The 25,426-nt window shown below is 67.7% G+C and carries 20 protein-coding genes; 13 read left to right on the plus strand and 7 right to left on the minus strand.

Annotated elements, in window-relative coordinates; genetic code table 11:
* Positions 1 to 101: 101 nt before the first annotated feature.
* Positions 102 to 1,772 (plus strand): hypothetical protein, encoded by a 1,671-nt coding sequence (locus ACEN2M_RS00500; RefSeq protein ID WP_441646186.1) that lies wholly within the window; start codon positions 102 to 104, stop codon positions 1,770 to 1,772.
* A gap of 48 nt (positions 1,773 to 1,820) precedes the next feature.
* Here ACEN2M_RS00500 and ACEN2M_RS00505 read toward each other — a convergent pair whose 3' ends face one another.
* The 3 genes from ACEN2M_RS00505 to ACEN2M_RS00515 all read right to left on the minus strand — a co-directional run bounded on the left by ACEN2M_RS00505 (position 1,821) and on the right by ACEN2M_RS00515 (position 6,358).
* Positions 1,821 to 3,323: a 2-oxo acid dehydrogenase subunit E2 gene (locus ACEN2M_RS00505; protein WP_441646187.1), complete on the minus strand. Its 1,503-nt coding sequence runs from the start codon at positions 3,321 to 3,323 to the stop codon at positions 1,821 to 1,823.
* Positions 3,324 to 3,390: 67 nt separating this feature from the next.
* Positions 3,391 to 4,764 carry a dihydrolipoyl dehydrogenase gene (gene lpdA / locus ACEN2M_RS00510; protein WP_441646188.1) on the minus strand — a complete coding sequence of 458 codons (1,374 nt, stop codon included), beginning with the start codon at positions 4,762 to 4,764 and terminating at the stop codon, positions 3,391 to 3,393.
* Positions 4,765 to 4,870: 106 nt separating this feature from the next.
* On the minus strand, positions 4,871 to 6,358 hold the full coding sequence (locus tag ACEN2M_RS00515) for a leucyl aminopeptidase (RefSeq protein ID WP_441646189.1): 1,488 nt from the start codon (positions 6,356 to 6,358) through the stop codon (positions 4,871 to 4,873).
* Between the two features lie 95 nt (positions 6,359 to 6,453).
* On the opposite strand from ACEN2M_RS00515, the gene ACEN2M_RS00520 reads away from it, so the two are divergent.
* The 5 genes from ACEN2M_RS00520 (at position 6,454) to ACEN2M_RS00540 (ending at position 12,368) form a co-directional block, all read left to right on the plus strand.
* Entirely contained in the window at positions 6,454 to 7,377 is a 924-nt protein-coding gene (locus ACEN2M_RS00520; RefSeq protein WP_441646190.1) for a proteasome assembly chaperone family protein, read from the plus strand.
* Between the two features lie 80 nt (positions 7,378 to 7,457).
* A complete protein-coding gene (locus ACEN2M_RS00525) occupies positions 7,458 to 8,792 on the plus strand; it encodes an MFS transporter (RefSeq protein WP_441646191.1) in 1,335 nt (444 codons plus the stop codon).
* Positions 8,793 to 9,018: 226 nt separating this feature from the next.
* Complete coding sequence (locus tag ACEN2M_RS00530; protein WP_441646192.1) at positions 9,019 to 10,356, plus strand: RNA polymerase sigma factor; 1,338 nt, start codon at positions 9,019 to 9,021, stop codon at positions 10,354 to 10,356.
* Positions 10,357 to 10,365: 9 nt separating this feature from the next.
* Positions 10,366 to 11,634: a MurT ligase domain-containing protein gene (locus tag ACEN2M_RS00535; protein ID WP_441646193.1), complete on the plus strand. Its 1,269-nt coding sequence runs from the start codon at positions 10,366 to 10,368 to the stop codon at positions 11,632 to 11,634.
* Positions 11,631 to 12,368: a type 1 glutamine amidotransferase gene (locus ACEN2M_RS00540; protein ID WP_441646194.1), complete on the plus strand. Its 738-nt coding sequence runs from the start codon at positions 11,631 to 11,633 to the stop codon at positions 12,366 to 12,368. The genes ACEN2M_RS00535 and ACEN2M_RS00540 overlap by 4 nt, the downstream gene beginning before the upstream one ends.
* Before the next feature lie 52 nt (positions 12,369 to 12,420).
* Here the strand turns inward: ACEN2M_RS00540 and ACEN2M_RS00545 are convergent, their stop codons facing one another.
* Positions 12,421 to 12,657 carry a DUF7455 domain-containing protein gene (locus ACEN2M_RS00545; RefSeq protein WP_066595309.1) on the minus strand — a complete coding sequence of 79 codons (237 nt, stop codon included), beginning with the start codon at positions 12,655 to 12,657 and terminating at the stop codon, positions 12,421 to 12,423.
* A 200-nt stretch (positions 12,658 to 12,857) separates the two neighbouring features.
* Between ACEN2M_RS00545 and ACEN2M_RS00550 the strand changes: the two genes are divergently transcribed.
* On the plus strand, positions 12,858 to 14,936 hold the full coding sequence (locus tag ACEN2M_RS00550) for a DNA gyrase/topoisomerase IV subunit B (RefSeq protein WP_441646195.1): 2,079 nt from the start codon (positions 12,858 to 12,860) through the stop codon (positions 14,934 to 14,936).
* 34 nt (positions 14,937 to 14,970) lie between these two features.
* Here the strand turns inward: ACEN2M_RS00550 and ACEN2M_RS00555 are convergent, their stop codons facing one another.
* Both ACEN2M_RS00555 and ACEN2M_RS00560 read right to left on the minus strand, forming a co-directional pair.
* Positions 14,971 to 15,681 carry an SDR family NAD(P)-dependent oxidoreductase gene (locus tag ACEN2M_RS00555; protein WP_441646196.1) on the minus strand — a complete coding sequence of 237 codons (711 nt, stop codon included), beginning with the start codon at positions 15,679 to 15,681 and terminating at the stop codon, positions 14,971 to 14,973.
* 41 nt (positions 15,682 to 15,722) lie between these two features.
* A complete protein-coding gene (locus ACEN2M_RS00560) occupies positions 15,723 to 18,209 on the minus strand; it encodes a DNA gyrase/topoisomerase IV subunit A (protein ID WP_441646197.1) in 2,487 nt (828 codons plus the stop codon).
* A 161-nt stretch (positions 18,210 to 18,370) separates the two neighbouring features.
* On the opposite strand from ACEN2M_RS00560, the gene ACEN2M_RS00565 reads away from it, so the two are divergent.
* Positions 18,371 to 19,456 (plus strand): alkaline phosphatase family protein, encoded by a 1,086-nt coding sequence (locus tag ACEN2M_RS00565; protein WP_441646198.1) that lies wholly within the window; start codon positions 18,371 to 18,373, stop codon positions 19,454 to 19,456.
* Positions 19,457 to 19,517: 61 nt separating this feature from the next.
* Here ACEN2M_RS00565 and ACEN2M_RS00570 read toward each other — a convergent pair whose 3' ends face one another.
* Entirely contained in the window at positions 19,518 to 20,114 is a 597-nt protein-coding gene (locus ACEN2M_RS00570) for a DUF3043 domain-containing protein (RefSeq protein WP_441646199.1), read from the minus strand.
* 39 nt (positions 20,115 to 20,153) lie between these two features.
* Here ACEN2M_RS00570 and ACEN2M_RS00575 point away from each other — a divergent pair, with 39 nt between their 5' ends.
* The 5 genes from ACEN2M_RS00575 (at position 20,154) to ctaF (ending at position 25,403) form a co-directional block, all read left to right on the plus strand.
* Positions 20,154 to 21,590, plus strand: coding sequence for a dipeptidase (locus tag ACEN2M_RS00575; protein WP_441646200.1), 1,437 nt, complete (start codon positions 20,154 to 20,156; stop codon positions 21,588 to 21,590).
* A 129-nt stretch (positions 21,591 to 21,719) separates the two neighbouring features.
* A complete protein-coding gene (gene erpA / locus ACEN2M_RS00580) occupies positions 21,720 to 22,076 on the plus strand; it encodes an iron-sulfur cluster insertion protein ErpA (protein ID WP_441646201.1) in 357 nt (118 codons plus the stop codon).
* Positions 22,077 to 22,349: 273 nt separating this feature from the next.
* Entirely contained in the window at positions 22,350 to 23,237 is an 888-nt protein-coding gene (gene ctaC / locus ACEN2M_RS00585) for an aa3-type cytochrome oxidase subunit II (protein WP_441646202.1), read from the plus strand.
* 3 nt (positions 23,238 to 23,240) lie between these two features.
* A complete protein-coding gene (ctaD, locus tag ACEN2M_RS00590; RefSeq protein WP_441646203.1) occupies positions 23,241 to 24,980 on the plus strand; it encodes an aa3-type cytochrome oxidase subunit I in 1,740 nt (579 codons plus the stop codon).
* Entirely contained in the window at positions 24,981 to 25,403 is a 423-nt protein-coding gene (gene ctaF, locus ACEN2M_RS00595; RefSeq protein ID WP_441646204.1) for an aa3-type cytochrome oxidase subunit IV, read from the plus strand.
* Positions 25,404 to 25,426 lie beyond the last annotated feature (23 nt).

Genomic DNA, 25,426 nt, shown 5'->3' on the forward strand with positions numbered 1-25,426 from the left:
AAGTCTAGGGGCACTCCTCCCCAGCGGGAGCCGGGTCCGACTTTCTGCCAGTGCCGCGCCGAGCTGCTCCACGCGGCGGGGCGGCGCGGCACGGTGGGGCGATGGAGAACACGCCCGCGGTGGAGCAGAGCCAGACCCTGGCCGGATTCCGGCTGGTGCGGCGGATCGGAACCGGAAGCCGCTCAACCGTTCACCTCGGCCTGGCCGTCGGTGAGCAAAGCGAGGCGCGGTCGGCGGCGCTGAAAATCTTCCGGGTCGATGCAGACCGGCCGGCGCTGGACCGTCAGGTGCGAGCCATGCTCGGCGTGCCGCCGGCGATGCTGGCCAACCTGCGGGACGTGGCCACCGCACCGGACGGCCGGCTCTGCCTAGTGCTGGATCGGCTGGCCGGCTCGTCGCTGCAGCGGTTGCTCGACGACCGGGGCCGGATCGGCGCCGGCGAGGCGGTCACGATTCTGGCCACCATCACCGCGACGCTGCAGGCGCTCCATGATGCCGGGTTCAGCCATGCCATGGTGGGACCGGCCTGCGTATGGTTCGACGATTGCGGGCGCCCGGTGCTCCTGGGCCTGGGCGCTCTGGGCGATCTGCCAGCTGGGGGAGCTGGGGTGGCGCGGCGGCGGGACGACCTGGTTCGGCTGGCCGGCTTCGCCAGGGCGGTGCTCGACCGCGTGGATCCGCGATCCCCGGAGTCCGGCTCGGCTGGGCCGATACTGACCGCGTTCGAATCGACGGCAACGGCGCGGCCCCTGCCGAGAGACCTGACCAGGCTGGAAGCCGACCTGTTCGAGTGGGCACCCGCGACGGCGGTGCGCGGCGCCATGCCCGGCGTCCGGGATACCGAACCTGACGAACCGGCCGTGTCCCCGGACGGCAGCCAGCCCGGATTCCCGCCCCGCCCGGCGATAGCGAACGGCACCAGGGAGCTCCGTTCACGGCAGACGTGGATGCTGCCGGGCGCGCGGCCCTCCAGCCAAGCAGCCAACAGCACGGCCGCCGGGACCGGCCAGGGAGCGCATCCCGACGGTTCGGCTCTGGCAGGCCGGAGGAGGCCGCTGAGGCCGCTGAGGCCGCTGGTGCCGCTGCTGCGGCGGTGGACGGCCGGCTCCCGGTCCAGGGTTCGCGCGGTGCGCTCCTGGACGCTTGCGACGGGCGGGCGGGGGAGGGCCCAGCGCTCCGGCGGGGTCGCACCCGCTGGCGCCCTGCCCGGTGGTGCGCGGTCTTCGCCCCGGGTCGTGCCGCGGCCGGCCATTGTCGGTGCCTGTCTGGCGGCCGTTCTGGCGTCCGGAGCCTGGGCGGCGCTCACCTGGGCGGAAGCCCCGAGCGGACCGGGCGTCGCCGCCGAAGCGTCGGCCGGCCCGCCGGTATCCCCGTCCGCTTCCCCACCCGTTGGCGCCGGGTCAGCGGATCCGGCCCTCGTTGCCGACGATCCGGCTGCGGCGACGTTGGCGCTGCTGCAACTGCGAGACGAATGCCTCGCGGCCGCGTCGGTGCTGTGTCTGGACGGCGTCGACCAGGCCGGGTCAGTGGCCATGGCCGCAGACACGTACCAGGCGCGGCAGGCCGAAGACGGGGCCGGCGGTTCGGCCGGTGATGAAGCGGAGGCGGTGGCCCGAACGGAGGTCACGGCCACCGTGCAGGAACGGCGGGGCAACGCGGCCCTGATCATCCTGACGCCGGTGACGGCGGCAGGGCAAAACACACAGCCGGCCTCGGCCCTGGTGATCAAGGGCGAGGCCGGCTGGCGGTTGCGTGAGCTGTTCGACTACTGACCGTCGAGCGGGTCGGCAGCCTGCAGCTGTTGCGGTCTTTCGGTGTTGTTAGATTCCGAGGTTTGCCTCGAACGCTCCGGCTTCCAGACGCGCCTTCATCGTGGTGAGGAAGCGCGAGGCGTCCGCACCGTCGATGATGCGGTGGTCGTAGGACAGCGCCAGGAACACCGTCGAACGAATCGCGATGGAGTCCAGGCCCTTGTCGGATACGACGATGGGCTTCTTGTAGACCACACCGGTGCCGAGGATCGCGCTCTGCGGCAGGAAGACCACCGGGGTGTCGAACAGTGCGCCGCGCGAACCCGTGTTGGTGAGCGTGAACGTGCCACCGGACAGTTCGTCGGGCTTGAGCTTGTTGTCGCGGGTGCGTGCTGCCAGGTCGGCGATCTGGGCGGCGAAGCCGGCCAGATCGAGGTCTCCGGCGTCACGGATGACCGGGGTCAACAGGCCCCGCTCGGTGTCCACGGCGATGCTCATGTTTTCCTGGCCCGGGTACACGATCGAGGTGCCGTCAACGGTGGCGTTGATGATCGGGTTGGCCTTCAGCGCCTCGGCCGCGGCCAGGGCGAAGAACGGGAGGAAGGACAGCTTGTTGCCGGTCTTCTCGTGGAAGGAGACCTTCACCTTGTCGCGGAGCATGGCGACGCGGGTGACGTCGACCTCCACGACAGTGGTCAGCTGGGCCGTCTGCTGCATGGACGCGACCGCGCGTTCCGCGACGACCTTGCGCAGACGGGACATCGGCTGTGTGGTTCCGCGCAGCGGCGACACCTCGACCTCGGCGGCGGCCGGGGTGGCGGGCGCAGCGGTGGCGGAGATGATGTCCTGCTTGCGGATCCGTCCACCGACACCGGTGCCGGTGATCGTGGACAGGTCGACGCCGGCCTCGTTCGCGAGCTTGCGAACGATGGGCGTCACGTAGCCGCTGGTGCCGGCGTGCGCGCCACGAGTGGGCTCGGCCGGAGAAGCGGACGCTGCGGGTGCTGCCGGGGCTGCGGGTGCGGCGGGCATGGCCGACGGCGCGGCCGGGGCAGGTGCGGCGGGGGCCGGCGGTGCCTCGACAACTGCTGGGGCCGGCGGCGCCGCGGCGGCGGCGGGGGCCTCTGCAGGGGCGGGAGCGTCCGTGGACGGGACCTCGGCCGGTGCCGCAGCCACGGGAGCAGGTGCTGCCGCCGCGGGTGCTGCAGGAGCGGGAGCAGCTTCGGCTTCCGGTGCCGGGGCCGCGTAGCCGGCAGGCTCCTGCGCGGCGGGTGCAGCGGCGGCGGGTGCAGCGGCGGCGGGTGCAGCGGCCTCGGGCGCCTCGGCCGGAGCCGCGCCGTCGCCGATGGTCACCAGCGGGGTGCCGACCTCGACGGTCTCGTCCTCCTGGACGAGGATGGCTTCGATGACTCCGGCGATCGGGGATGGGATCTCCGTGTCGACCTTGTCGGTCGATACTTCGAGCAGCGGTTCGTCGACTTCAACGCGGTCTCCCACGTTCTTGAGCCAGCGGGTAACCGTACCTTCTGTGACACTCTCACCGAGTGCCGGGAGGTTGACGGATTCGCTCATGCGTTTGTCTCCTTTGAAACCATTAATGTCTGACCAATGTTAGTGAGAATCTGTGTGCCGTAACGGGCTACATCGCGTGCAAAGGCTTGCCGGCGAGGGCCAGGAAGGCTTCGCCGAGCGCTTCGTTCTGCGTGGGGTGTGCGTGCAGGAGGGGTGCGAGGTCTTCAGGGTATGCCTCCCAGTTCACGATGAGCTGGCCCTCGCCGATCAGTTCGCCGACGCGGGCGCCGATCATGTGGATGCCGATGATGGGGCCATCGGCCTCACGAACGACCTTGATCGACCCGGTAGTGCCCAGGATGGAGCTCTTGCCGTTGCCGCCGAGGCTGTACTCGTAGCTGGTGACCTTGTCGGCGCCGAACTTGGCGACGGCCTTCGCCTCGGTGTATCCGACCGACGCGATCTCGGGGTCGCAGTAGGTGACCTTCGGGATGTTCAGGTCGTCGACGACGATCGGGGACAGGCCCGCGATCTCCTCGGCCACGAAAATGCCCTGCTGGAACCCGCGGTGCGCGAGCTGCAGGCCGGGGACGATGTCGCCGACGGCGTACACGCCGGGGATGTTGGTGGCGAGGCGCTCATCGGTGATGACGAACCCGCGGTCCATGGTGATACCGGCTTCTTCGAAGCCGAGGCCGGCGGTGGACGGACCGCGTCCGACCGCGACGAGGAGCAGTTCGGCCTCGATCGTGGTGCCGTTTTCCAGGGTGACGACGACGCCGGAGTCGTCCTGGGTGACCGACTGGAACCGCACGCCGAGGGAGAAGTCGATGCCGCGCTTGCGGAAGGCCCGCTCCAGCTGCTTCGAGACGGATTCCTCTTCGTTGGGAGCGAGGTGCGGGAGGGCTTCGATGATGGTGACGTCGGCGCCGAACGACTTCCAGACGCTGGCGAATTCGACGCCGATGACGCCGCCGCCGAGCACGGCGACCTTCTTGGGCACGTAGTTCAGTTCGAGTGCCTGCTCGCTGGTGATGACGCGGCCCTCGATGGCCAGGCCGGGCAGTGACCTGGAGTACGAACCGGTGGCCAGGATGACGTTCTTGCCAACGATGGTGTCCTCGCCGACCTGCACGGTCGTGGGCGAGACCAGGCGGCCTTCACCGGCGATGACCGTGATGCCGCGGGCCTTGATCAGGCCCTGGAGTCCACGGAACTTGCTGGCGACGATGCCCTCGCGGAACTTCGTCACCGCGTCCATGTCGATGCCCTCGAACGAGGTGTTCACACCGTACTTGGCCGACTCGCGGCTCACGTCGGCGACCTCGGCCGAGTGCAGCAGAGCCTTGGTCGGGATGCAGCCGACGTGCAGGCACGTGCCGCCGAGCTTGTCTTTCTCGATGAGTCCGACGGTCAGGCCGAGCTGGACGGCGCGCAAGGCGGCCGCGTAGCCGCCACTTCCTCCGCCGAGAACTACAAGGTCAAAATTCTGTTCAGACACCCAGATACTCCCTCGTGCATCACATACACTTTCACGGCCCGCCAGCGCAATGATCGTGCGCGGACAGGCGTTGAACGGCAAGGATTTTCCTGCCTATACGACTGTACTACGGGCGCGAAAAGTCCTCGGCCAGTCGCAGCAGGGTCCGCACGGTGACGCCGGTCGGCCCGGGGGCGGTGAAGCCGAGTCCGCCACCGACGAGTTGGGCACTGCCGGCGATGTCCAGGTGCGCCCACGGAATCGGGGTGGCGTCAGCACCCTCACCGACGGTGCCGATGAACTCCTTCAGGAAAACCGCCGCCAGGAGCATCCCGCCACCGGTGTTGCCGATCTTTGCGTTGGCGATGTCGGCGACGTCGGAGTTGAGCAGCGCGCGCAACTCCTCGGGCATCGGCATCGGCCAGGCCAGTTCGCCCTCTGCCTTGCTCGCGCCGAGCACGTGGGCGACGAGGTCGTCGTCGCCGAGTACGGCGGAGTATCGGGTGCCGAGGGCGACGACGGCGGCGCCGGTCAGGGTGGCGACGTCGATGATGGCGTCGGGGTTCTCCTCGCCGGCGGCGACGAGCCCGTCCGCCAGAACCAGGCGGCCTTCGGCGTCGGTGTTGAGGACCTCGACGGTACGGCCGCCACGGATGCTCAGCACGTCATTGGGGCGGATGGCCGACCCAGACGGCATGTTCTCTGCGATGCAGAGCCAGGCCGTGAGTCGCACCGGCAGCCTCAGCCGCGCGGCGGCGAGAGTGACGGCCAGCACCGTCGCGGCACCGGTCATGTCGTACTTCATGCCCACCATCGATGCCGGCGGCTTCAACGACAATCCACCGGTGTCGAAGGTGATGCCCTTGCCCACCAGGGCGAGGTGCTTGATCGCCTCGATCGGATCGTAGCTGACCTTGACCAGGCGTGGCGGCCGGGTCGAGCCCTGGCCGACGCCGGCAATGCCGCCGAACCCATCCGCGACGAGCTGGTCTTCGTCCCAGACCGTGAGCTTCACCGGGAGCCCGTCGGCGGCGGCCGCGGCCAGCTCAGCCAGAGACTCCGGGTAGAGGTCGAGGGGCGGCGTGTTGACGAGGTCCTTCACCAGTGCCACCGCGTCTGCGACGATTCCGGCCCGCTCTGCGCCATCCTCGTCGGCCTGGTCGGTGTGCACGGTGATGTCGGTGGCGGACACCTTGGTGGCCGCCAGTGAGGCCTTGCGGTATGTCGTGAACGAGTACGCGCCGAGGGCGGCCCCCTCCAGGACCGCCGCCGCCTGCTCGGCGTCGGCGAGCGGGAAGGCGAACGCCAGGGTGTCGGTTCCGGTGAGCTGGCGCACGGCGGAGCCGGCGGCGTAGCGCAGCGACTCCGTGGTGACGACAGGACCGAGGCCGACCACGGCGATGCTCCGGGCAGCACCGACGACGGGCGCCAGACGAACGACCTGGTCCTTGGCGCCGGACACGGCCACGGCGGCGAACTGCGCGGCGATCTGCTCGAAACCCGGGCCGGCGAACAGGGTCGGACCGTCCTTCCCCTGCACGGCACCGACGACGAGAACGTCGGCGGTGGATTCGATCGGGAGCTCTGCGGACACGGAAACGCGGGAAACGGTCATGCCTCGATGCTACGGGGCGCGGTGTTCGCTCTGGGCACCACAGCGGGACGGACGAATCCCAGGCAGCGCGCGAAACCTCCGCTTAGAGTTAACCAATGCTCGATCCTGATGAAATCTATACGCTCACTGCGGACGCCGCCGGCGTTCCAGAAGGGCTGCATCTTGTCGCGGGCCTGACCGGATTCGCTGACGCCGGCGGGGCCGTGTCCCAGTTCACCGAATATCTGCTGGCCACCCTCGAGCACGAGGTCATCGCCGAGTTCGACGCGGACCTGCTGCTCGATTACCGCGCGCGCCGACCCATCATCTATTTCGATCAGGATCACCTGACCGACTACCAGCCTCCGCGGCTGCGCCTCTATCTCGCCCGCGACGAGATCGGTCAGCCGTTCCTGCTCCTGGCGGGCTTCGAACCCGACTTCAGGTGGGAACAGTTCACCGCCGCGGTCCTCAGCCTGGTGGCCCGCTTCACGGTCTCCTCCACAACGTGGGTGCACGCCATCCCGATGCCGGTCCCGCACACCAGGCCCATCGGCGTGACCGTCAGCGGCAACCGCACCGACCTCATCGAGAGCATGTCGGTGTGGCGGCCGCACACGCAGGTGCCCGCCAACGCTCTGCACCTGGTCGAGTTCAGACTGCAGGAGATCGGCGCGTGGACGGTTGGCTACGTCCTCCTGATTCCGCACTACCTCGCCGACACCGAGTACCCGTCCGCGGCGCTGTCCGCGTTGGAGAGCACCAGCGCGTCGACGGGCCTGATCTTCCCCACCGATCGCCTGCGGGAGAAGAACCGGGAGTTCATCGGCCGGATCGACGAGCAGGTGGGCGAGAACCCCGAGCTCGCCAAACTCGTCGGCACCCTCGAAGAGCGCTACGACGCCTATATGGAGGGGAATACCCTGCGGTCGCCCTTGACCGACGAAGACGGGGCGCTGCCGTCGGCGGACGAGATCGCCGCCGAGCTGGAGAAGTTCCTGGCGACCAGACGCGGTCGGGACGACTCTCCGCAGGGCTAGGCCACCCGGCGCCCGGCCGGCCACGGGCTTGCGCCGTGCGGTGGTCGGCCGGTCGGCGGCACCCGGCTAGGTTGGGGGGAGTGAACTCTCGTCGATCCTGGTTGATCTTTTCCTTCGGGTCGTTCGTGTACCTCTCCGCCGTCATGCAGCGCACGTCGCTCGGCATCGCGGGGGTCTCGGCAACCGAACGCTTCGGCGGTTCCGCCGCCGTGCTGTCCAGCCTTGCTGTGGTGCAGCTGATCGTGTACGCGGCTGCCCAGATCCCGGTCGGCGTGCTGATCGACAGGTTCGGACCGCGTGTGCTCATGCTCGCCGGCACCGTGTTGATGGTGGCCGGCCAGCTGACCCTGGCGTTCGCTCCGAGCATCACCATCGCTGTGGCGGGCCGGATGCTTGTCGGTGCAGGCGACGCCACCATCTTCATTTCGATGATCCGGCTGATTACGTCCTGGTTCTCCGGGCGCACCGTGCCCCAGCTGTCGCAGTGGTTCGGCAACATCGGTCAGCTCGGGCAGGTGCTCTCCGCCGTGCCCCTGGCGTGGGTGTTGCACGAGTTCGGCTGGACACCCGCATTCCTGGTCGCCACCCTGGTGGCGTTCGCAGCCTTTGTGGTGGTGGTGGTGACCATCCGAGACCGGCCGCCCGGGTCTCAGGACCAGCCGAGGCCGAGCAGCTGGGGGAGCGCCCTGACCCAGCTGCGGCACAGCTTCAGTCGGCCGGGCACCCAGCTGGGGTTCTGGTCCCATTTCGTGACCCAGTCCTCGGGCACTGTCTTCACCCTGCTGTGGGGCTTTCCGTTCATGGTCTACGGGCTCGGCTACGAGTCCAGCATGGCCGCGGGCATGCTCACGATCCCGGTCGCCGCCGCAATCGTCAGTGGTCCGGTTCTGGGCGTGTTGACCGCGCGCCATCCGCTGCGTCGCAGCAATATCGTGCTGGGCATCGTGACGGCGATGGGTGCGGCGTGGGCCCTGCTGCTGCTGTGGCCGGTAGCGCCGCCGTTCTGGCTCGTGGTGCTGCTGCTGATCGTGCTGGGCGCCGGCGGCCCTGGTTCGCTCATCGGCTTCGACTTCGCTCGCACCTTCAATCCGCAACGCAGTCTCGGCTCGGCCAACGGTGTCGTCAACGTGGGCGGGTTCCTGGCCAGCTTCGTCATGATGTTCCTGATCGGAGTGCTCCTGGACCTGCAGGACGGCTGGCGTCAGGCGCAGGGTGGTGCCAGCGATCTGTACTCGCTGGACTCCTTCCGAATCGCCTTCACGGTGCAGTTCCTCATCATCGGCATCGGAGTCGTGATGCTGGTCAACACCCGGAAGCGAACCCGGCGCATGCTGTCCCGCGACGAGGGAATAGAAGTCGCCCCGCTCTGGGTTGAACTCTCCAGGAAGCTACGGCGACGCAGGCACGGCGACTAGGCGTGGGTGGCTCGGTTTATACACAATCCGTGCAATAATTGTCAATAGGACCCGTTCTGGTTCCTGGGCGCACCGGCTGCTTGTCGGCTGCATTCCCGGGGACTTGACATGGGTCCTAGTACTGCCCAAAAACGTACTGCCCACAACCCTTTCTCGACGTGTGCACCCGGCCCGCGCCGGGTGAACGGTGCGGGCGAGGAAGCGCCGCACGCGCACGAACTACGGCATGAGAGGTGTTCGAATGGCAACCCCAACGAAGACAGAGCCCGAAATGAAGACCACCGAGACCGAGCCGGCCGTCGACGAGTCGACCGCGGCCAAGACGCCCGCACAGAAGGCGGCAGCGACTCGCGCCGCCAAGGCCGCCGCCGCTGCCGCGAGCGGCGATGCCCCCGAGAAGGCCGCGCCGCGCAAGCGTGCCGCCAGCACCAAGACCAAGGCACCCGCTGCCGGCAAGAAGAAGGCCGCCGACGCCGGCGACGACGAGACCGCGGCTCCGGGCGATGAGCACGACGGCGACGACGACGACACCACCGATGGCGCCGCCAAGCGCGTAGCCCCCGCAGAGCCGCTGCCCAGCGGCGCTCTCGTCCTGTCGCTCGTCGACGACGAGGACGAGGTCCCCGTCTACTCGAGCGCCATCACCGGTGCAACAGCGGACCCCGTCAAGGACTACCTGAAGCAGATCGGTAAGGTCGCCCTGCTCAACGCGGCCGAAGAGGTCGAACTGGCCATGCGGATCGAGGCTGGCCTGTTCGCCGAGGACAAGCTCTCTCAGATGACCGACGCCGAGAAGAAGAGCGCGCTCGGACGCGAACTGCAGTGGGTCGCCAAAGACGGTGCCCGCGCCAAGAGCCACCTGCTCGGAGCCAACCTGCGCCTCGTCGTGTCGCTTGCCAAGCGCTACACCGGTCGTGGCATGCAGTTCCTGGACCTGATCCAGGAGGGCAACCTGGGCCTCATCCGTGCCGTCGAGAAGTTCGACTACACGAAGGGCTTCAAGTTCTCGACCTATGCGACCTGGTGGATCCGTCAGGCCATCACCCGGGCGATGGCCGACCAGGCCCGCACCATCCGCATCCCCGTGCACATGGTCGAGGTCATCAACAAGCTCGCCAGGGTGCAGCGCCAGATGCTTCAGGACCTGGGCCGCGAGCCCACACCTGAGGAACTGAGCCGCGAGCTCGACATGACTCCGGAAAAGGTCGTCGAGGTACAGAAGTACGGCCGCGAACCGATCTCCCTGCACACACCCCTGGGTGAAGACGGCGACAGCGAATTCGGCGACCTGATCGAGGACACCGAAGCCGTGGTCCCCGCGGACGCCGTCGGGTTCACCATGCTGCAGAAGCAGTTGGAGAGCCTGCTCGACTCGCTCTCCGAGCGCGAAGCCGGCGTGATCCGGATGCGCTTCGGGCTGGGCGACGGCATGCCCAAGACCCTGGACCAGATCGGCGACACCTTCGGTGTCACCCGCGAACGGATCCGTCAGATCGAGTCGAAGACCATGGCGAAGCTCCGCCACCCGTCCCGTTCACAGTCGCTGCGCGACTACCTCGAGTAAGCCTTGCCAGTGCGGTATGCGCCGGCGATCCTGCTCGGCAGGGTCGCGCGCACCCTTGCGCGTCTGCGTAAGCCCGGTGGCGGGTCAGCGGTCCCCGGCCTGGTGGTCAACACCATCGCGCCGGGGTTCCTGCCCCGCACCCTGAACGGTTTTCCCGGCGGCCTCGTGATCGTCACGGGCTCGGCCGGCAAGTCCACCACCACCAAAATGCTGGTGGCGGCGTTGCGCGCCTCCGGCGTGTCGGTCTTCACCAACCAGTCCACGGCGAACATCAGCCAGGGGCTCACCTCTGCGCTGCTGGAGCAGGTCAGCCTGACCGGCCGCATCGAGGGTGACATCGCGGTGCTGGAAATGGACGAGGGCCACGGCGCTCTGATCTCCGCCAAGCTCAACCCCCGGGTCGTCGTGCTGACCAACGTGATGGTCGACCAGATCGACCGCTTCCACGACTCCGACATGGTCGCGGCGATGCTGGCCAAGATCGCCCTGCGCGCCACCGGCTCCGTGGTTCTGAACGCCGACGACCTCTACCTGGCCAGGCTGGGCGAGGGGATCGCCCACGGCGTCACGGTCAACCGCTACGGTGTCTCCGACGAGGTCCTGGCCGCCAACCCGCGCGGCCTGGGCTACACCCTGACGGCGCCGACCCGGCTCGATGCTGCCGACGGCATGGTGCTGACCCGGGTCAGCGGACTGGACGCGACGGTCCTGGTGGACGGCCGGGTGCACGAGCTGCGCCTGCCCGCCCGAGGGACCCACTATGCGGTGGATGCGATCACCGCTCTCGCCGCCGCCAGAGCTGCCCTGCAGGACAGGTTCGACCCCGCCGTCGCTGTCGCCGCCATCTCGAGCATCCCGCCGGTCTTCGGTCGCGGCGAGGTCGTCTCGGTGCGCGGCACCACTGTGGAGTTCGTGCTGGTGCAGAACCCGGCCAGCCTGCAGTTGAACGTGGACAGCCTTGACCCGGACACCGAGCAGATCCTCGTCGCCGTCGGCTCCGACGTGCGCGACCCGTCCTACCTCTGGCCGGCCGACACCTCCCGCCTCGGCCATGTCCTGATCGCCTCGGGGTCGAAGGCGCACGACATAGCATTGCAGCTTCGGTACGACGGAGTACTCGTCGATCGCGTCGAAGCCGACCTCGGCCGGGCGCTGGACGACTTCCTGGCGCTCCCGGAACCCGCTCACGGCGTCAAGACGATCATCTTCTCGGCCGACTCGATGCGGCGCACCCGGGCTCATCTCGGCCTGGAATCCAACGAAGCGGACCCGTCATGACTGTTGACCACCCGGCAGACCTCACCATCGTCACCCTGGTCCCGTTGCTGCTGGACACGAACGGGGACGCGGCGAACGCCCGAGTCCTCGCTCAGCGTGCCCGCTGGGCCGGGCTGAGCGCCCGCATCGTGCCCGTGCACTCCGTGGCCGATCTGCCCGCGGTCGTCGACCTCGTGGTGATCGGTTCGGGAACGGACACCTCTCTCACGGCCGCCCGCGACGCCCTCTCCGCCCTGGCCGATGCGCTCCGTGGCTGGCTGGGCGGGGGAGTGCCCATCCTGGCGGTCGGCACCGGCTGGGAGCTGCTCAGCGCCGGGCTCGACCTGGCCGACGGTTCATCTCTCGCCGGTCTCGGCCTCGTGCCGGGCCGCGCGGGTCTCCTGCCCGACCGGGTCGCCGACGACCTCGTCGTCGACGCCGCCGGCCAGCGGCTGTCCGGTTTCGAGAACCACCGGCGGGGATACTCCGGCGCGACGGCATCGCTGGGCGTGGTGTCCTACGGCACCGGAAACGGAGACGGAACCGAGGGGGTGCGTCACGGCAGCTTCATCGGCACCCACCTGCACGGACCGGTTCTGGCCCGCAATCCTCACCTCGCGGACCTGCTGCTCGACCTGGCCTGCACCGCCAGGGGACTGACCCCGGCTGGTTCCACACAGACCGCGAGCGTCGACGGCATAGCAAAAGCCGCACGCAACCAGGTTGCAGTGCGGCTCGGGCTCACGGCGGAATAACTCCGACCGGATGCGTTCGGCGCCGCAGCTGACTGCGGCGCCGATCGACGTTTTAGGACTTCTGGTCTTCGAAGAGTCGGCTCGACTCGTCGTGCCAGCTTTCGGCGATAGCGGCGAGCTTCTCTTGGTGCTTGCGTCCGTGGTGGGCGCAGAAGAGCAGCTCGCTGTTGTTCACGACTACACGAATGTAGGCCTGAGCGCCACAAGCGTCGCAGCGGTCGGCCGCGGTGAGCTGGTGGGGGGCGCCCTGTTGGTCGACTGCACCATTTTCGGTGGCGATCTGGGACATATTCTCCTCCTCCAGACTGATACCAGGTGATACCAATTGAATCCTTACTGACCATGTAAACACGGCTGAGCCCCGATTGGGCCACAGTTGGGTGACATTTCGCTCACCGCGTAGCATTCGCGCGGCGGACCCGGGGCATTGGGCTCCCGCGCGAGTGTCGATCGGAGCGGGACGCGTCCGGGTCACTATTCTTAACCGTTGTGAGTTCTGACTATTCCGCCCGCCACCTCTCGGTCCTCGAAGGCCTCGACGCGGTGCGCAAACGCCCCGGCATGTACATCGGATCGACCGACTCCCGCGGGCTCATGCACTGCCTCTGGGAGATCATCGACAACTCTGTCGACGAGGCGCTCAGCGGGCACGGCACGTCGATCGGCATCGTCCTCCATGCCGACGAGAGCGTAGAGGTCAGCGACACGGCGCGAGGCATCCCCGTCGACATCGAACCGAAGACCGGTCTGTCCGGTGTCGAGGTCGTGTTCACCAAGCTGCACGCGGGCGGGAAGTTCGGCAGCGGGTCGTATGCGGCATCGGGCGGCCTGCACGGCGTCGGCGCGTCGGTGGTGAACGCCCTGTCGGAGCGTCTGGACGTCGAGGTCGACCGGGACGGCAAGACCTGGGCGATGTCCTTCCACCGGGGCGAACCCGGCATCTTCGCCGACACCGGCGAGAAGAGCCCTGACGCACCGTTCACCCCGTTCGAGAACAAGAGCGAACTGCGTGTGGTCGGCAAGGTGCGCAAGGGCGTCACCGGTACGCGGATCCGCTACTGGGCGGACCGCCAGATCTTCACCAAGGGCGCCGCCTTCCAGACCGAAGACCTGATGGGACGGGCCCGCCAGACGGCCTTCCTGATTCCGGGCCTCACCATCAACATCGACGACAGGCGAAGCGACGAGCCGGTCGCGGAGTCCTTCACCTTCGCCGGTGGTATCTCCGAATTCGTCGACCACCTCGCGGTCGACACGCCGATCACCGACACCTGGCGCCTCACCGGTGCGGGCAGTTTCACCGAGACAGTGCCCGTGCTCACCGACACCGGTGCCATGATCCCCACCGAGCTCGTGCGTGAGTGCCAGGTCGACATCGCCCTGCGCTGGGGCACCGGCTACGACACCGTGATCAAGAGTTTCGTCAACATCATCGCCACCCCCAAGGGCGGCACCCACCAGGCCGGGTTCGACGCCGGCATGCTCAAGTTCCTGCGAGCGCAGGTGGAGCAGAACGCCCGGCGCCTCAAGGCCGGCTCGGACAAGCTCGAGAAGGACGACATCCTCGCCGGGCTCACCGCCGTGCTCACGGTGCGGCTGCCCGAACCGCAGTTTGAGGGCCAGACCAAGGAGGTCCTCGGCACCCCGGCGGTGCGCGCCATCGTCGCCGCGGTGATCCAGAAGACCATGACCGAACGGTTCACCTCCACCAAACGGGACGACAAGACCCAGTCGGCCGTGGTGCTCGACAAGATCGTGGCCGAAATGAAGTCGCGCATCTCCGCGCGGGCCCACAAAGAGACCCAACGTCGTAAGAATGCGCTGGAGAGCTCGTCCCTGCCCGCCAAGCTGGTGGACTGCCGCAGCAACGACGTGGCGCTCAGCGAGCTGTTCATCGTGGAGGGCGACTCCGCGCTCGGCACCGCGAAGCTGGCCAGGGACAGCGAGCACCAGGCGTTGCTGCCCATCAGGGGCAAGATCCTCAACGTGCAGAAGGCCTCGGTCTCCGACATGCTCTCCAACCTCGAGTGCGCGTCGATCATCCAGGTCCTCGGCGCCGGGTCCGGCCGCAGCTTCGACCTCTCCGCCGCCCGCTACGGCAAGGTCATCATCATGAGCGACGCCGACGTCGACGGCGCGCACATCCGCACCCTGCTGCTCACGCTGTTCTTCCGCTACATGCGCCCCATGATCGAGGCCGGGCGGATCTTCGCCGCCGTGCCCCCACTGCACCGTGTCGTCGTGATGAACCCCGGCAGCAAGCCCAACGAAACCATCTACACGTACTCCGAAACCGAGTTGCAGGCCGTGCTCGCCGCCCTGAAGAAAAGCGGGAAGCGCTACCAGGACCCGATCCAGCGCTACAAGGGACTGGGCGAGATGGATGCCGACCAATTGGCGACAACGACCATGGAGCGCGCCCACCGCACCCTGCGCCGCGTCCAGGTGGCCGACGCCGAAATGGCGGGGAAGGTGTTCGAACTGTTGATGGGGAACGACGTCGCGCCGCGCAAGGAGTTCATCATCGAAAGCTCGGACAAACTCAGCCGCGACCGCATCGACGTCTGAACAACGCTTCGCCGGCCGGCGGGGGAGCGGCAGGTCAGCTCGGCGCTGGAACCGCGAATGCGGTGCTGGGCAGGTCCCGCTCACCGTCGGCGAGCCCTTGCACGATCCGGGCGCACACGAATACAGGGTCCAGGCCCACGGGCAGCGTCGGCGCGGTGCCGCTGATCGGATGTGAGGAGAGCGCCGTCTCGGTGTGTCCGGGCCTGGCGTCGACGACCCGGATGCCGGTGCGGCGCAGTTCCCGGCCGGCCGCCGCACCGAAGGCAGCCAGGGCGGCCTTCGACGCTGAATATGCCGCGAGGTTGGCCGTCGGGCTCTCGCTCACCACACCGCTGAGGGTGAGCAGGAAGGGCGACCGACCCGCGAGCGCCGACGCCGCCAGCGGCCCGTGGGCGGCCTGCAGCAGCAGCATCGGCGCGGTGGTGTTCACCGCGAAGAGCAGGGCAATGATGTCAGGGGTGAGTTCCGCCGCCGGCCCGAACGCGACGACACCGGCTGCCACCACGACCCCGTCCAGGTGCCCGGTCACCGTCGCCGCCACTTCGACCAGACGACGGATGCTGGCCGGGTCGGTGAGCTCGCCGGCGACGATCGCACCCGGCACGCCCAATGCGGCCAATGCGGCGGGATCCCGGCCGCTGAGCACCAGCGTCGCGCCGGCATCGGAGAGTTGGCGAGCGATTTCCCTGCCGAGGCCACCGGTGGCACCGACGACGAGGATGGTGGAGCCGCGGAGTTCAGGCATGCCTCACCCTACTGCCCTCGCCCGCGCGGAGACCCGGCGGGTCACCCGATCCCGGAGCCGATCGAACCGATCACGGCGTCCAGCATCGTGCCGGAGGCGTCTCGGCGTGCGCCGGATTCCGGCAGCGTGCGGGGCGTGCCCTCGACGCCCAGTGCGCGAGCGGACGCGGCACCCACCCAAGCCACGGCGATCACGTCTTCGCCCTTGAGGAACCTGTGCGAGCGGACCCCACCGGTGGCTCGCCCCTTGGCGGGGAACTCGGTGAACGCCGAGAGCTTGGCGCTGCCCGGGTCCGTTCCCGGCAGGGTCTGGCTTCCGGCGGCGATGGTCGCCACGACCGCGTCGTCGGCGTCAGCGGGCGCGAGACTGGTGAAGAACACCACGCGGGCATCTTCGCCGAGCTTGATTCCCGCCATCCCGCCGGCCGTCCGGCCCTGCTGGCGCACCGACGTGGCGGGGAAGCGCAGCAGCTGGGCATCGGACGCGACGAAGACCAGCTCGTCCTCCTCGGCACCCTGCACGGCTCCGACGACCTCATCTCCGGCCTTGAGGGCGATGATCTCGAAATCGGGCTTGTTCGCCCAGTCGTTCGGGGTGACCCGCTTGACGACGCCCTGCCGGGTGCCGAGCGCGATCGCCCGGTCTCCGGTCAGCGACACCAGGGCGATGACGACCTCGCCGCCGCTGCCCAACGAGAGGTAGTCGCGCACGCGCACGCCTGCCGCCAGCTGGATCGAGGTGGGCGGCAGCACGGGCAGATCGACGGGGGAGAAGCGGATGAGCCGGCCGCGGTTGGTCACCGCGCCGATCTCCGTGCGGCTGGAGGTGTCCAGCACGGACCGGACCGCGTCGTGCTTGGTGCGGCGGTGCGCGGGGGTGATGCGTTCGGCCTGCTCGTCGCCGGGCTTGGGGAGGTCGACCCTGGCGATTCGGCCGGTGGTACTCAGGTAGACCCTGGTGGGGGAGTCCGTCACTTCCAGCACGGCGGTCTTCCGGGCGGATGCGCCGGCGATGCTCGGGCGGGCCTCGGTGAGCAACGTGCGTCGCGGGGTGCCGAACCGGTCGGAGACGGCGGCGAGCTCGCTGGAGACCAGGCTGCGGATGGCCTGCTTGCTGGCGAGCAGGGCCTGGAGTTCCTTGATCTCGGCGAGCAGCTGGTCGCGCTCGGTCTCGAGTTCGATGCGGGAGAACCTGGTGAGCCGGCGCAGCCGCAGCTCGAGGATGTACTCCGCCTGCAGCTGGCTGAGGTCGAAGACGTCGATGAGTCGGGTGCGTGCCTGCTCGGTGTCGTCACTGGCGCGGATCACCTGGATGACCTCGTCGATGTCGAGGATGGCGATGAGCAGCCCCTCCACCAGGTGCAACCGTTCCAGCCGTCGGGCCAGCCGGTACGAGGTCCGCCGGGTGACGACCTCGATGCGGTGGTTGACATACACCTGCAGCAATTCGACCAGGCCCAGCGTCTGGGGCCCGCCGTCGACGAGGGCGACGGCGTTGATGTTGAAGGAGTCCTCCAGCGGCGTCACCCTGTACAGCTGTTCGAGAACCGCCTCGGGGCTGAAACCGGTCTTGATCCCGATCACCAGGCGCAGCCCCTTGGTGCGGTCGGTGAGGTCGGTGACATCCGAGATGCCGCTGAGCTTCTTGGAGTTGACGCCGTCCTTGATCTTCTCGATCACCCGTTCGGGGCCCACGAGGTAGGGCAGTTCGCTGACCACCAGGCCGGCCTTGCGGGCCGTGATCGCTTCGACGGTGACCTTCGCCCGGGTCTTGAAGCTGCCGCGCCCGGTCAGGTAGGCGTCCTTGATGCCGGCCAGGCCCACGATGGTGCCGCCGGTGGGCAGGTCGGGGCCGGGCACGAATTCCATGAGTTCGTCGAGGGTCGCGCGCGGGTGGGCGAGAAGGTGCCTGGCCGCCCCGATGACCTCGACGAGGTTGTGCGGAGCCATGTTCGTGGCCATGCCCACGGCGATCCCGCTGGCGCCGTTCACGAGCAGGTTGGGGTACGCGGCCGGCAGGACGTCCGGCTGGGTGAGCTGGTTGTCGTAGTTGGGCACGAAGTCGACGACGTCCTCGTCGAGGTGCTCGGTCATGGCCAGGGCCGGCGCCGCGAGGCGGGCCTCGGTGTACCGGGGTGCGGCGGGTCCGTCGTCGAGCGAACCGAAGTTGCCGTGCCCGTCGATCAGCGGCACGCGCAGGGTGAAGGCCTGCGCCATGCGCACCATCGCGTCGTAGATGGCGGTGTCGCCGTGCGGGTGCAGCTTGCCCATCACCTCGCCCACGACGCGCGCCGACTTGACGTGGCCGCGGTCCGGCCGAAGGCCCATCTCGCTCATCTGGTAGAGAATGCGGCGTTGCACCGGCTTGAGGCCGTCCCTGGCGTCGGGGAGGGCCCGCGAGTAGATCACCGAGTAGGCGTATTCGAGGAACGAGCCCTGCATCTCCGTCGACACATCGACGTCTTCGATGCGCTCGGTGGACATGGTGGTCCCCGTTTTGGCTGACACTGTGTTCTCTGAGCGGCTCATTCGTAGATTCTGCTCTGTGGTGCGTGCCGGCAGAACCGGTTGCACCAGGCTGATGCGCACGGACCTGCGCCTAGGAAACCTGAGGCCGGGTCTATGTCAGACTGGGCCAGATGCCCCCTATGTTACCGGTCCGGCCCTTCAGCGCCGTTCGCCTTGCCGACGTGTTGACAAGTTCCCTGGCGTCGCTGGATGCGCAGCCCAACCCGCTCGGCCTCCCACCGGCAGGCAAGGCCATCGTGGTCCTCGCGGACGGTTTGGGCGTGAGCAGTCTGCGCGCTCGCGCCGGGCACGCCAGGTTCCTCACCGCTCACCTGGCCAAGACCGACGTCGTCGATGGGGTGTTCCCGGCCACGACAGCGGCGGGCATCGCCTCGCTGACCACAGGTGTCGCGCCGGGAACCCACGGGCTGGTCGGCTACAGGGTGCTCGACGCCCAGAACGACCGGGTCGTCAACCAGCTCACCGGCTGGGACGAGCGGATGGAGCCGACCCGCTGGCAGAACCAGCCGACGGTCTTCGAACGGGCCGGAGAGACCGGGATCCCCAGCTTCGCCGTGGGACCCAAGCGGTTCACGGAATCGGGCTTCAGCCAGGCGGTGCTGCGCGGCGCGACCTACGAACCGGCCGAGACCGTCGGCGCACGCTTCGCCGCGGCGCGGGCGCTCTTCGATGCCCATCCCCGGGCCCTGATCTACCTGTACGTGCCCGAACTGGACATCAGCGCGCATGCCCATGGCTGGGAGTCCGGGCGGTGGCTTGCTCAGCTGGAGAGCCTCGACGCTGAAACCAACCGCTTCAACGCCACCCTGCGGCACGACGAAGGGATGCTCCTCACCGCCGATCACGGCGTCGTGGATGTTCCCGGTGCCAAGCAGGTTCTCTTCGATACAGTTCCCGCCCTCGTCTCCGGGGTGCGGCACATCGGCGGTGACCCGCGCTGTCTGCAGCTCTACACCGAGACCGGCGTCGACGCCGACGCGCTGGCCGAGGCCTGGCGCGCGGTCGAGGGGGAGCGGGCCTGGATCTTCACCAGGGCCGAGGCCGTGGCCGCAGGGCTGTTCGGCACGGTGCGCCCCGAGGCACTGGACCGGATCGGTGACGTCATCGTGGCGGCACGGAAGCTGGTCGCCTACTACGACTCGCGGGAGCCGAACCAGTCGGCGCGCAGCATGATCGGCCAGCACGGGTCACTGACCGACGAGGAACTGCGTGTTCCGGTGATCCGGTTGGGCGCCTACCGGCGCTGATCCGCCCTGGCAGCACAAACCCCTCGGAGCAGGCTCCGAGGGGTTTGTGTCAGGTGGCGGATCAGGCCGGGTACTGACCGCGCTTGACCTGCGGCTTCGGCAGGCGCATGACCCGCAGCTGGAGGGCCCGCATGGCCGCGTACCAGCGCACCTTCTCGGCACGGTCCTCACCGAACTTGGCCTCGATCTTCTTGGTCAGGATGAAGCCGAGGATGATGCAGTCGACGATCGCGACGAGGAAGAACGCCCAGAGCGCCAGGATGCCGTACGTCTGCACCGACGGGTCAGGGAAGAACGTGAGCAGGATGACGAGGAACATCACCGGGATCATGAACTCACCCACGTTGAACCGGGCGTCGATGTAGTCGCGGGCGAAGCGCTTCTGCGGTCCGCGTTCCCGCGACGGGAGGTATTTGTCCTCACCGGCCGCCATGCCCAGACGCGCCTTCTCGCGGGCCTCCGCCGATTTCGCGCGGGCCTGCTTGGCGGCGAGCTTGCGGTCGTCCGGCACCAGAGGACGCTTGTTCGCGGCCTCCTGAACGCGTCGGCTCGGCGTCGGCTGGCCCTTGCCCGTCGGCGCTCCGGCCAGACGTGCCTTCGTCTCGTCAGCGGACTCGATCGACGGTTCTGCGCCGGGATTTACAGGTTGCTTGGCCACATCAGTTCCTTGCAGTTAGGTTGCCTTAAGATTACTCGCATGACGGATACCGCGGATACAGCACCAGGAACCACCCAGCAAGCAGCCGGCGACACGCTCCAATCGGCACTGCGGAATGCGGTGGAACAGGAGCTCCCACGCACCGTCGCCGACCTCTGTGCCCTGGTGAAGATCCCCTCGGTCTCCTGGGCGGCGTTCGACCCGGAGCACGTAGCCACCAGCGCACGGGCCGTCGCCGCGCTCGTGCGGGAGATCGGCATTTTCGACTCCGTCACGGTGACCCAGGCCGGCATCCCCGGCACGGCCGAGCTCGGCCAGCCGGCCGTCCTCGCCACCAGGGCCGCCAAGAACGGCCGCCCGACCGTGCTGCTCTACGCCCACCACGACGTGCAGCCGCCCGGACAGGACGAGCAGTGGGACTCGCCGCCGTTCGAACCGACGGTTCGGGGCGACCGCCTGTACGGACGCGGCGCCGCAGACGACAAGGCGGGGGTGATGGCGCACGTCGCCGCACTGCGCGCGCTGCTGAGCGCCACCGGCGGCGACCTCGACCTCGGGCTGGCATTGTTCATCGAGGGGGAGGAAGAATTCGGCAGCCGCTCGTTCGCGTCCTTCCTCACCGACAACCGTGATGCCCTGCGGGCCGACGCCATCGTGGTGGCGGACTCGAACAACTGGGACATCTCCACTCCGGCCATCACGATCGGACTACGCGGCAACGTCACGTTCCGCCTCACGGTCAGCACGCTGGCGCATGCGTCGCACTCCGGAATGTTCGGCGGCGCGGTGCCGGATGCGATGATGGCGACCATCAAGCTGCTTGGCACCCTCTACGCCGCCGACGGCTCAGTGGCGATCGACGGTCTCACCAGCCACGACGCTCCCACTCCGCCGTACGACGAATCGGCGCTGCGCCAGGAGACCGGCCTGCTCGACGGCGTCGCCCCGATCGGCCACGGCTCCATTCTCAGCCGCATCTGGTCCCAGCCCGCCCTCACGGTGACGGGCATCGACGCACCGTCCGTCGCCAACGCCTCCAACACCCTGACCCCGTCGGTCAGCGTGCAGATCAGCGTGCGCATCGCGCCAGGCCAGTCCGCCGGTCAGGCCGCCGGCGTGATCGAGGCGCACCTGCGCGCCAACGCCCCGTTCGGCGCGCACATCACCATCGACGACCTCGACACCGGGGAGCCGTTCCTGGTGGACACCGGTGGGTGGGCCATCGCCGAAACCCGCCAGGCCATGAACGCGGCGTGGGGGGTGGAACCCGTCGATATCGGCGTTGGCGGCTCCATCCCGTTCATCGCCGACCTGGTCCGCGAATTCCCGGACGCCCAAATTCTGGTGACCGGGGTAGAGGATCCGGATTCCCGGGCGCACAGCCCCAACGAGTCCCTGCACCTGGGCGTCTTCAAGCGGGCCATCCTCAGCGAGGCGTTCCTCTTGGGACAGCTCAACGACCGCACCGGACACTGACGGGGGCGATCCGGCCGAGTTCCAGCCCGCTCACGGGTCTGGCGGATACACTAGAGACAGATTCGCCGGCCGAACCCCATGCGCGTGGGACGCTCACCGACGCGAAACCGGATAATACCGAGGAGTACCATGACCGACACGATCGAAACCAGCACCTCTGCCCATGGCGTCGGCCTCACCGATGTCGCCGCCCAGAAGGTACGCAGCCTGCTCACGCAGGAGGGCCGTGAAGATCTGCGTCTGCGGGTCGCCGTGCAGCCCGGTGGCTGCTCCGGCCTGATCTACCAGCTCTACTTCGACGAGCGCACGCTCGATGGTGACGCCGTCATGGACTACGACGGTGTCGAGGTCGTCGTCGACAAGATGAGCGTCCCGTACCTGGAGGGTGCCTCGATCGACTTCGAGGACACCATCCAGAAGCAGGGCTTCACCATCGACAACCCCAACGCGGGCGGCAGCTGCGCCTGCGGGGACTCGTTCCACTAGGCGGTCGATTCACACGATCGCGAGCAGGGGGCCATCCACGGATGGGCCCCCTGCTCACTTTTTTGTGCTGCCGTCCGCTGCCGGTGCGACCGGATCTTTGCCCCGGAAATCGCTCGGAACAGGCCCTTCGACCCTGTTGGCACGCCCAGATGGGGGTCCAGAATAGCGACGGGTCCGTCGATCGTGCACTCGGGCGGGACCGGCGCGGAGTAGGCTAGAGATGATAAACGCACTTCCTGTGTAGTGCCCTCACGTCTCCCCGAAAGGTCACCGGTGCTCAAAAACCGCCGTCTCCGATGGGCCGTCATTCCGGTCGCAGCAACGCTTGCCATTGTCCTGGCCGGATGCACCCAGGCCCAACTCAACGGGTACCTGCCCGGTTTCGAGGAGGGCGAGTCCCCGGTAACCAACAACACCGAGCGGGTGTCCGGTCTCTGGACCACCTCGTGGATCGTGCTGCTGATCGTCGGACTCATCACCTGGGGCCTCACCATCTGGGCCGTTGTCGTCTACCGACGCCGCAAGGGCCAGACCGGCCTGCCGGTGCAGCTGCGCTACAACATGCCCATCGAGATCTTCTACACGATCGTGCCCCTCATCCTGGTGCTGGGCTTCTTCGCCTTCACCGCACGCGACCAGAATGCCATCGAGGCCCGGTTCGACGAGCCCGACGTGCAGATCGAAGTGATCGGCAAGCAGTGGGCCTGGGACTTCAACTACGTCACCGACGACGTATTCACCCAGGGCATCCAGGGACAGCCCGACCTCGAGGGGGAGAAGGGCGCGCTGGTCGAGTCCGAGATCCCGACCCTCGTGCTTCCGGTCGGCAAGAAGATCGAAATCGCCCTGGAGGCGCGCGACGTCATCCACTCCTTCTGGGTCATCGACTTCCTCTACAAGAAAGACATGATTCCCGGCAAGACCAACTACATGTCGGTCATCCCCGAGCGCATCGGAACGTACGCCGGCAAGTGCGCCGAGCTGTGCGGCGAGTACCACTCGCTGATGCTGTTCAACGTCGAGGTCGTCTCTGAGGCCGACTACGAGACGTATGTCGACTCCCTGCGTGCCGCAGGCAACGACGGTCAGGTCTCCAACGAATACGACCGCAACTTGAATCTCCCAGGCACCGATGCCCCGACGGCTGAGGAAGGCAACTAGACCATGAGCACGACAACCGCTCCCGCCGGCTCCCCGGCCGCCCCCGCTGCTCCCGCGAGGCCGACTGGCGTCGACCGCAAGGGCAACATCGTCGTTCGGTGGATCACCTCCACCGACCACAAGGTCATCGGGTACATGTACCTGATCACGTCGTTCATCTACTTCTGCCTCGGCGGAGTGATGGCGCTCGTCATGCGCGCCCAGCTCTTCGAGCCCGGCCTGCAAATCGTGCAGACCAAGGAGCAGTACAACCAGCTGTTCACCATGCACGGCACGATCATGCTGCTGATGTTCGCCACGCCGTTGTTCTTCGGTTTCGCCAACGCCCTGATGCCGCTCCAGATCGGCGCTCCCGACGTCGCCTTCCCGCGGCTGAACGCGTTCTCCTTCTGGCTCTTCTTCTTCGGCAGCCTCATCGCGGTCGGTGGCTTCCTCACCCCGCAGGGCGCGGCATCCTTCGGCTGGTTCGCCTATCAACCGTTGGCGAGCACAACGTTCTCGCCGGGGATCGGCGGCAACCTCTGGATGGTGGGACTCGGCCTGTCCGGCTTCGGCACCATCCTCGGTGGCGTGAACTTCATCACCACCATCGTCACGATGCGCGCACCCGGCATGACGATGTTCCGGATGCCGATCTTCACCTGGAACACCCTGGTGACCTCGCTGCTGATCCTGATGGCGTTCCCGGTTCTCGCGGCCGCCATGCTCGCCGCGGCCAGCGACCGGATCTTCCTCTCGCACATCTACGACCCGGCCAACGGTGGCGCCATCCTCTGGCAGCACCTGTTCTGGTTCTTCGGCCACCCCGAGGTGTACATCATCGCCCTGCCGTTCTTCGGCATCGTCTCCGAGGTCTTCCCGGTCTTCAGCCGCAAGCCGATCTTCGGATACAAGACCCTGATCTACGCCACCATCTCGATCGCGGCGCTGTCAGTGACCGTGTGGGCGCACCACATGTACGTCACCGGTTCCGTCCTGTTGCCGTTCTTCTCCCTCATGACGATGCTGATCGCGGTTCCGACCGGCGTGAAGATCTTCAACTGGATCGGCACCATGTGGCGCGGCTCCCTCACCTTCGAGACCCCCATGCTCTGGGCCATCGGCTTCCTCATCACGTTCACCTTCGGTGGCCTGACCGGGGTCATCCTGGCATCGCCGCCGCTGGACTTCCACGTGTCGGACACCTATTTCGTGGTCGCCCACTTCCACTATGTGGTCTTCGGTACCGTGGTCTTCGCCATGTTCAGCGGGTTCTACTTCTGGTGGCCCAAGTGGACAGGCAAGATGCTCAACGAACGCCTGGGCAAGTGGCACTTCTGGCTGCTCTTCATCGGCTTCCACACCACGTTCCTCGTGCAGCACTGGCTCGGCGTGGTGGGCATGCCCCGCCGGTACGCGTCTTACCTGCCCGACGACGGCTTCACCTGGATGAACCAGCTGTCCACCGTCGGATCGATGATCCTGGCCGTCTCGATGATCCCGTTCTTCCTGAACGTGTACATCACGGCGCGGAATGCTCCCAAGGTCACGGTCAACGACCCGTGGGGCTACGGTGCCTCACTGGAATGGGCCACGTCCTGCCCGCCGCCGAGGCACAACTTCACGTCGATCCCGCGCATCCGCTCCGAGCGGCCGGCCTTCGACCTGAACCACCCCGAGGTCGGCATGCCCGTCGGAATCGGACCGGCAAAAGATGCCCCGGATGCCCCCACGTACGATGCCGGATCGGAAAAGGTCAAGTAGATGAAAGCCAATATCAACCTCTACTGGATCCTCACGGTCTTCCTGGCGGTCGTGGCTGTCGCCTACGTCGTCTGGGGCCTCGTCGATCCGCTTCAGGGCCGCATCGAATGGGTGGGAACCTTCGCCATCGCCCTCTGCGCTCTGCTCGTGGCCTTCATCGGGTTCTACCTCTCCCGCGTCTACAAGGCGCAGGGCGGGGAACTGCCCGAGGACATGCTCGATGCGAACATCGATGACGGCGACCCCGAGCTGGGCTTCTTCAGCCCGTGGAGCTGGTGGCCGATCATGCTCGCGGCCAGCGCCGCTCTGCTCTTCCTCGGACTCGCCGTGGGATTCTGGATCTCCTTCATCGCCGTCGGCATCGGAGTGATCAGCCTCGTCGGGTGGGTCTACGAGTACTACCGGGGCTTGTTCGCCCGCTAGGCCTCCACCGCACGAACGAAGCG

This window comes from Cryobacterium sp. W22_MBD10_FK3, assembly GCF_052113745.1.
Lineage (GTDB): Bacteria > Actinomycetota > Actinomycetes > Actinomycetales > Microbacteriaceae > Cryobacterium.

Excerpts from the sequence above, each read along its gene's own strand:
- ACEN2M_RS00500 (WP_441646186.1), top strand. The coding sequence starts at position 102 with ATGGAGAACACGCCCGCGGTGGAGCAGAGCCAGACCCTGGCCGGATTC.
- ACEN2M_RS00505 (WP_441646187.1), bottom strand. The coding sequence starts at position 3,323 with ATGAGCGAATCCGTCAACCTCCCGGCACTCGGTGAGAGTGTCACAGAA.
- ACEN2M_RS00515 (WP_441646189.1), bottom strand. The coding sequence starts at position 6,358 with ATGACCGTTTCCCGCGTTTCCGTGTCCGCAGAGCTCCCGATCGAATCC.
- ACEN2M_RS00520 (WP_441646190.1), top strand. The coding sequence starts at position 6,454 with ATGCTCGATCCTGATGAAATCTATACGCTCACTGCGGACGCCGCCGGC.
- ACEN2M_RS00530 (WP_441646192.1), top strand. The coding sequence starts at position 9,019 with ATGAGAGGTGTTCGAATGGCAACCCCAACGAAGACAGAGCCCGAAATG.
- ACEN2M_RS00540 (WP_441646194.1), top strand. The coding sequence starts at position 11,631 with ATGACTGTTGACCACCCGGCAGACCTCACCATCGTCACCCTGGTCCCG.
- ACEN2M_RS00545 (WP_066595309.1), bottom strand. The coding sequence starts at position 12,657 with ATGTCCCAGATCGCCACCGAAAATGGTGCAGTCGACCAACAGGGCGCC.
- ACEN2M_RS00555 (WP_441646196.1), bottom strand. The coding sequence starts at position 15,681 with ATGCCTGAACTCCGCGGCTCCACCATCCTCGTCGTCGGTGCCACCGGT.
- ACEN2M_RS00560 (WP_441646197.1), bottom strand. The coding sequence starts at position 18,209 with ATGAGCCGCTCAGAGAACACAGTGTCAGCCAAAACGGGGACCACCATG.
- ACEN2M_RS00575 (WP_441646200.1), top strand. The coding sequence starts at position 20,154 with ATGACGGATACCGCGGATACAGCACCAGGAACCACCCAGCAAGCAGCC.
- erpA (WP_441646201.1), top strand. The coding sequence starts at position 21,720 with ATGACCGACACGATCGAAACCAGCACCTCTGCCCATGGCGTCGGCCTC.
- ctaD (WP_441646203.1), top strand. The coding sequence starts at position 23,241 with ATGAGCACGACAACCGCTCCCGCCGGCTCCCCGGCCGCCCCCGCTGCT.
- ctaF (WP_441646204.1), top strand. The coding sequence starts at position 24,981 with ATGAAAGCCAATATCAACCTCTACTGGATCCTCACGGTCTTCCTGGCG.